This window comes from Sodalis-like endosymbiont of Proechinophthirus fluctus, from assembly GCF_001602625.1.
Classification (GTDB): Bacteria; Pseudomonadota; Gammaproteobacteria; order Enterobacterales; family Enterobacteriaceae.
Map to the genome: position 1 here is coordinate 2,331 of NZ_LECR01000078.1, position 6,922 is coordinate 9,252.

The following is a 6,922-nucleotide window of genomic DNA, read 5'->3' on the forward strand; positions in this document are numbered from 1 at the left end:
GCTCCACTTGATCCAGCGCGATCTCTTGGCTGTTGGGCTTCAATTGCAGCAAATCCATATCAGTGTCGAGACCGACGGCATACTGATGATAATCCTGCCCATCTCCGCTGTGGACGTATTTTAATAGCCTGCCCCGATTGAGGGTTTTGCATTTTCTATATAGGTTCAGTAAATCCAACTCGAAATCGCTAAAGCTGGCGACGCCGATGCGGCTGACTACGCTCTGGAAGCACAAATCGGTCAGATCGCAATGCAGGCCGACAGCTTCAAACAGCTTCGAGCAGCGGTACGAGGAGACGGTCAAAATGCCTATTTTGGACATAATTTTGTGTAGCCCCTTTATGATGCTATTGCTGAGGTTCATCATCACCGTGCGATAATCTTTATAGATGTGCTGTTGTTATCCACTATACCAGCCAGACTTTCATAAGCAAGGAAGGGAGATAGCGGTGATGCCTAAGCTCAGCAGCACCGCAAAGTGTTACAAATCGCGCGCACTGGCGGTTTCAATAATCAGGTTAGCGTCACAGCGAAAGTTTTTTCCACCAGGCGGGTTGAGTGGCGCCTTACCGCCATCGGCGTCGGTATTGTTATGCAGCCCAGTGCGATAGCGAGATAGGTCGGTACCAGTAGTACCCTGCCCTGGCGCACTATGTCTTCCGCTCGATCGCACAAGCCTAGCAGCGTGTCTTGCGGGTCCGCCTGCGTCGTCTCAAAGGTGATATCCAGCTTGTTGGTGTAGCAGTGATATCCTGCCTGAGTAGTGAGTTAGGTAAAAAGTCGGAATAGAGTAAGATGGGAGATTTGAACGCCAAAAGGTACGCCTAGATTTCCGCTTCGCTAAACACGTTCATTTCGCGGCCGATACAGGTGGCTAGCGAAATCACGTGGACCTCGTGCAACGAGTCGATAGGTGGGTTAGTCACCTAGGCGAACTGCTAGCAGAAATGATCATAAATCACACGCGATAGGCTGGAGAGAGCATAGCGAACGGCGTATCATCGCCCACATCGACCCGATGGCTTCCTGGCTATTTTCTCCTAGCACGTGCACGATAGCATACAGCTCTTCAAAGTATAACTGAACCGTTTTTGATAGCTTCGGAGGCGTAGGTGGTGGCAATGACGTAGCACGCCGGTGCACAGGCTTGTTACGATCCAGGTTACAGGCGGAGAAGTGATCATCGAACATCACTAGGCCGGCTGGACCGTCCTACCGTCCCAGGGCTCGATATGCATCGAGTTAAAATCGAAGAAGGCCTGCGCTCGGGATCCATATTCAGGTTGTTCTACCAGGCGGTCGGCACCAACAGGCGTATGATGGCGCGAATGAGATCCATCCCATCTGCTTAAAAACAGCTCCAGCATATTGTCCAGAGAACTGGAATCCGAGCCAGTTTCGTTAATGAATGGCGCGGCATCTTACAAATCGGGGATCAACGGCGTTTTCAACTTGTAGGCGCGAGCCCAACCACTGCCAGTCACCGGTTATAGTATTGATTTTATCATTATGGGCTAGTTAAGTAGCGGAATGGGCTAGTTAAGTAGCGGAACGTCTGGGACAGCCGGCCAATGTGGCACGGTGTTGGTTGAAAGGCGCTGATGGAATAGGCAGATGGCCGATTCCAGGCGAAGATCCGCCAGATAAAACAACGTCAAGGGTTCACTCCTCGCCGGCATGCAGAGGCCTTTATAAACGGAAATTGGACAGGCTACAGACGTAGAAACTGTCGTCGGTGCAGCGCTTTTCAATATTGTGGCGCGCCCAGATACAGGCAGAACTCCATATCACGCAGGAACTAGCCGGCAGGGACGTTACAAGGATTTGTTTGATACAAGGATTTGTTTGATACGTGGCAGTGACGATAGCATATCTCGCCCAGCATGTTGGCGTTGATGGGGATGTCAGTCACGCCAGCTTGCGATAGACAGAGTCTCGTTTTGCATCTCTTCTTCGACGATGCAGTGGCTGGCCGGCCGACGCGGCCTTCTTCCTTTTCATCTTGACTCAGGAACATCATACCGACGGCATAATTTTTCGCTAGCTTCTAGCCGCGATCCTACGCCACCATACGATAGAAGCGATCAGGTTTTTGCAATAGCAGGCCGCAGCCGTCGCCGGTCTTGCCGTCGGCCAGGTGTGTAGACTTTATAGCTGGGCTCTTCCTCTATTGTGAGCAATCAGACCGAATCTGCAGTTGTCCTTCTCGTGCGTAGAATCGCACAATATATCGTGAAACTCTCCCGGCTTCTGCTAACTCATACAACCTACCTGCTCCGAGAAGGAATCGGTATAGAACGACAACGGATAGTAGGATGAAATCATCTCTGCGCTCTGGCGTCCCGCTCTCACTCAATACCTCTCGGGGCGGTCTGACACTGATAAACGACTGGAATTATGAAGGAGTCTGCAATAACTGCATAAATATGACGAGTTGCTGCCCAGTCAGGATTTATTCTAGCGACCTTCCGAATTAACGATATTCACCAAGCAGGTATAAATATCTATGTAAAGGAAAATGATAAGGGAAATTTATAGATTAACTATTTTATAAAATAATTATAAAGTTTGATTTTACCCCGTTAGTGAGGCGTCGGAGGGGGTATGCGCATTGCGCTGTCTCATTTTAATGCAGTGCTACTATCTCTGTACCATGCTGTTTACTTGATATTTTATAGAATTTTTCTTCTGAAATAAAAATTATAACGACGTATAACAATATTTTTCAGGATTAGTGCGCATTTGAATAAATTACGGAGTAGGAATAATAATTATTAATATATAGTAAAGTGATATAATTAGCAATTATATTGAATATTTATGAAATTAAAATAGGACCGTTAAGGCAATTGATCGCGGTCAGCATTTGATAGTGGGGAAAAGCGTAAGATTCGGGTCGATGGAAATACCGGGTCCATAGCCTATGCAGTTACAGAATAGCCAATATATTTGGCAACGATCTCCAGCGCTGTTACGGCGAGAAGATCCATAAACTCAGCCTGCACAGCGGTTTTATCTGCCCCAATCGGGACGGCACACGGGGACCACAGGAGGCTGTACATTTTGCAATGTCGCGGCGTTCAGCGATCTGCAACGGCAATATTATCTATCCTATCGCCGAATAGCTGGCCGGTCAGGGTCACGGGTGTGGATTGCGCCAAACGCTATCTCGACTACTTCTAGGCCTATAATAGTACGTATGCAGAAGTGTATGTTTTGGACAGACTGTATCGAGAAGTGCTTAGCCAAGGGAATATCGCCGACTTATGTGTCGTCACCCGATAAGACTGCGTGTCGTTGTCGGTGCTGGATCTGCTAGTCAGTTACCAGGATAAGGGCTATCAAATCTGCCTGGAGCTGGGCTTACAGAGCGATCAGGATAAAAACCCTGCGGTGTATCAACCGCGGTCGTGATTTTGCCTGTTACCAACGTACCGTTGCTATGGAGCTGGATCGTGTTGCTATGGAGCGGAATTGTGGATTGAAGCGTATACTCACCTTAGTTATTGGTTTGCCAGGTGAGGACGCTACGACGTGCCTTGATACCCTGACAAAGTCATAGTGCAAGGCGTGGCAGTCTGAAAAATTGCATCCGCTGTATATCGTTAACGGCAGAGTAATAGCCTGCGCTTGGTAGGTGGGTAGGTTGATAACGTTGACGCTAGAGGTTTATGCGGCTGCGGCTATCGCCAGCGAAATGATTCGCTACATGCCCCTGACATTATATTTCATCGCGTATCCGCTAATATCTACTGTTACACACCACCGCAACGCAGGGCGATGCCAAACCTGAAAGGAAGCGGCGCATGCGCCACTAGCGCCCACTTGGCAACGTTTCGATCCCACCCGCACTTTCAACATCCCTGGCGTGGAGTAGCACAACCGGACTGATTCAGTAGAAAATATTTACGGTATGATTCATCTATTGCCCTTAAAGGAATCTTCCATGAAGCAAATTCGCCTATTGGCTCAATATTACGTCGACCTGATGGTGAAACTCGGCTTGGTACGCTTCTCCTTGTTGCTAGCCTCGGCGCTAGTGGTACTAGCTATGATCGTACAAATGGCCGTTACTATGGTACTCAGGGGCGAAGTGGAGAGTATTGATGTTGTGCGCTCCATCTTATTTGGCCTGTTAATCACTCCGTGGGCGGTCTACTTTTTGTCAGTGGTGGTGGAACAGCTTGAAGCGTCACGCCAGCGTCTGTCGCGGCTGGTGGATAAGCTAGAGGAAATGCGCAATCGCGATTTACAACTCAACGCTCAACTGCAAAATAACATCGCTCAGCTCAACCAGGAGATGGCAGACCGCGAAAAAGCCGAAGAAGCGCGGCGCGGGGCTATGGAGAAACTGACCGAGGAAATGGCGTGGCGGGAACGGGAACAGGCGCAGGTAGAGCTCGAGCAGCAGTCATCGCTATTACGCTCCTTTCTCGATGCGTCGCCCGACCTGGTATACTATCGTAATGAGAACAAAGAGTTTTCCAGCTGTAACCGCGCTACGGAGCTGTTAACCGGAAAAAGTGAGAAACAGTTGGTGGGGCTTACCCCGCGCGAGGTGTATCCCCCCGAGATCGCAGAAAAGGTGATCGAAACCGATGAAAAGGTCTTCCGTCATAATGTTTCACTCACTTATGAGCAATGGCTGGAATATCCCGACGGTCGCAAAGCCTGCTTTGAGTTGCGCAAAGTTCCGTTTTACGATCGTATCGGTAAGCGCCACGGCCTAATGGGATTTGGCCGCGATATTACCGAACGTAAGCGCTATCAGGACGCGTTGGAAAGCGCCAGCCGGGAGAAAACTACCTTTATCTCCACCATCAGCCATGAGCTGCGTACGCCGCTTAACAGCATCGTCGGCTTGAGCCGTATTTTGCTGGATACCCAACTAACGCAAGAGCAGCATAACTACCTGAAAACCATCCATGTCAGCGCGGTTACCCTAGGCTATATCTTCAACGATATTACCGAAATGGATAAACTGGAGCGCCGTAAGGTCTGTCTGGATAATCAGCCGCTAGATTTCACTGATTTCTTGATGGATTTAGAAAACCTTTCCAGCCTGCTGATGCAGCCAAAAGGGTTGAAGCTGTTGATGGCGCCGCATCAACCGCGGCCCCGCGCTATCATCGCCGACGGCACCCGCTTGCGGCAAATCCTGTGGAACCTCATTGGCAACGCGGTGAAATTCACCCAGCAGGGTGAGATCGTGATCCGCATCTGGCGTGAACAGAAGGACCGTTTGTGCTTTGATGTACAAGACTCTGGTGTCGGCATTCCCGAAGAGGAGCAAGAGAAGATTTTCGCTATGTACTACCAGGTGAAAGGGCAGCACGGCGGCAAGCCGGCGACCGGCACCGGGATTGGCCTGGCAGTCTCAAAACGGCTGGCGCAGGCGATGGGTGGCGATATCACTCTCAAGAGCCAACCCGGTCAGGGTTCTTGCTTCACGCTATCCATCGTGGCGCCAGAAGTGGCGCAGTTGCAAGAGCAGGCCGAGGATGAAGGGTCGATCCCGCTGCCGGCGCTAAATGTTCTGCTGGTGGAGGACATCGAACTCAACGTTCTGGTAGCACGCTCCGTATTGGAAAAGCTCGGCAGCAGCGTGGAAGTCGCGATGACAGGCAAGGACGCGCTGGCAATGTTCGATCCCGATGAATTCGACTTAGTATTTTTGGATATTCAACTGCCGGATATGACCGGTCTGGATATTGCCAGCCAGTTGAAGAGCCGCTATCAGGGGCGGCATATGCCGCCGCTCATCGCGCTGACCGCCAACGTATTGAAAAACAAAAAAGAGTACTTGGCGGCCGGCATGGACGATGTCCTGAGCAAGCCGCTGGAGGTTGCGGCGCTTACCCACGTGATAAAGACGTTTTGGGATCATGCCGACAGTAACGCTGGCAGTGTAGGTGGCGGTGGATAAAAACCGGCAGGTATTGGACACCGCCGTGCTGGAACAGTACCTGGAACTGGTAGGGCCGTCATTGATTATGCAAGGCCTGGCGATGTTTGAAAAAATGATGCCCAGCTACCTGGCGATCCTGGATTCCAACATGACCTCCCGTGATCGGCGAGGTATTGCGGAAGAGGGGCACAAAATCAAGGGCGCTGCGGGGTCGGTGGGGTTACGCCATTTGCAACAGTTGGCGCAGCAGATTCAAAGCCATGAGCTGCCTACCTGGTGGGATAACGTCCAGGAGTGGATCGACGAGTTAAAGCGCGAATGGCGACACGATGTGCAAACTTTGCGTGATTGGGTTCAGCAGGTAGAAAAAAATGATCCCGACTTATGTCTGAGTGTGCGAAGATTGCGTTAACGTCAGGGAAACTGTTAGCAGCCGAGATGACTCACCGGGGTGGTGGGACGGGGAAAAACATCACCAGTATCTATGAATAAACCATAGCAAAACAACAGTATTAAATTTGGGATGTAATCCAGATTTTATCAATGAAAAAAAAACAAGTTTACCTTCCAGACAGAAGGAATATAGCCAATGAAACGGATCAGTGTCGGTAAGGCGCTGCGGCGTCAATAACAGCAGTAAAATTCATGAAGTGGTATTTACTCTTTTGTCTATCGACCGTGCGGGGTCTGCGCTCCCCGTTTTGCGCTTGATAAACCACAGTTATAGGTGATAAATCTTCTTAGCGGCGGCAAGCCGTGCGACTAACACAGTGCAATATGCTGGTCGAGGCGGTGCAGATCGTGTGTAGGCACATCCAGCCGCTATAAGGCGGCCAGCACTGATGAATTCAATGCGCTTATCGTCCCCGGCGGCGACTTCGGTGTGGCAAAAACTTCAGTAATTTGGCACAAACGGACGCTAATTGTGAAGTCGATGCCCAACTGGCGCGTCTTCTTAGTGCAGGCGATGTATCAAAAGCGTAAGCCTTTAGGGTTTATCTGCATCGCGCCCGC

Annotated in this window: 4 protein-coding genes and 2 pseudogenes; 1 reads left to right on the forward strand and 5 read right to left on the reverse strand. The window is 50.3% G+C overall.

Annotation, left to right across the window (positions count from 1 at the left end; translation table 11 throughout):
- The 5 genes and pseudogenes from BG74_RS19780 to BG74_RS19800 all read right to left on the reverse strand — a co-directional run.
- The coding region (locus tag BG74_RS19780) for a glutamate synthase central domain-containing protein (protein WP_369678535.1) at positions 1 to 367 on the reverse strand (367 nt) is incomplete at its 3' end.
- A 146-nt stretch (positions 368 to 513) separates the two neighbouring features.
- On the reverse strand, positions 514 to 675 hold the full coding sequence (locus tag BG74_RS19785; protein ID WP_369678536.1) for a hypothetical protein: 162 nt from the start codon (positions 673 to 675) through the stop codon (positions 514 to 516).
- 149 nt (positions 676 to 824) lie between these two features.
- Entirely contained in the window at positions 825 to 926 is a 102-nt protein-coding gene (locus BG74_RS19790) for a glutamate synthase central domain-containing protein (RefSeq protein ID WP_369678537.1), read from the reverse strand.
- 25 nt (positions 927 to 951) lie between these two features.
- Positions 952 to 1,194 (reverse strand): hypothetical protein, encoded by a 243-nt coding sequence (locus BG74_RS19795; protein WP_369678538.1) that lies wholly within the window; start codon positions 1,192 to 1,194, stop codon positions 952 to 954.
- Positions 1,194 to 1,679: pseudogene (locus tag BG74_RS19800) on the reverse strand (hypothetical protein). The gene BG74_RS19795 and the pseudogene BG74_RS19800 overlap by 1 nt, the downstream one beginning before the upstream one ends.
- A gap of 2,267 nt (positions 1,680 to 3,946) precedes the next feature.
- Between BG74_RS19800 and arcB the strand changes: the two are divergent.
- A pseudogene (arcB, locus tag BG74_RS07645) lies at positions 3,947 to 6,320 on the forward strand (aerobic respiration two-component sensor histidine kinase ArcB).
- The last annotated feature ends 602 nt before the right edge of the window (positions 6,321 to 6,922 follow it).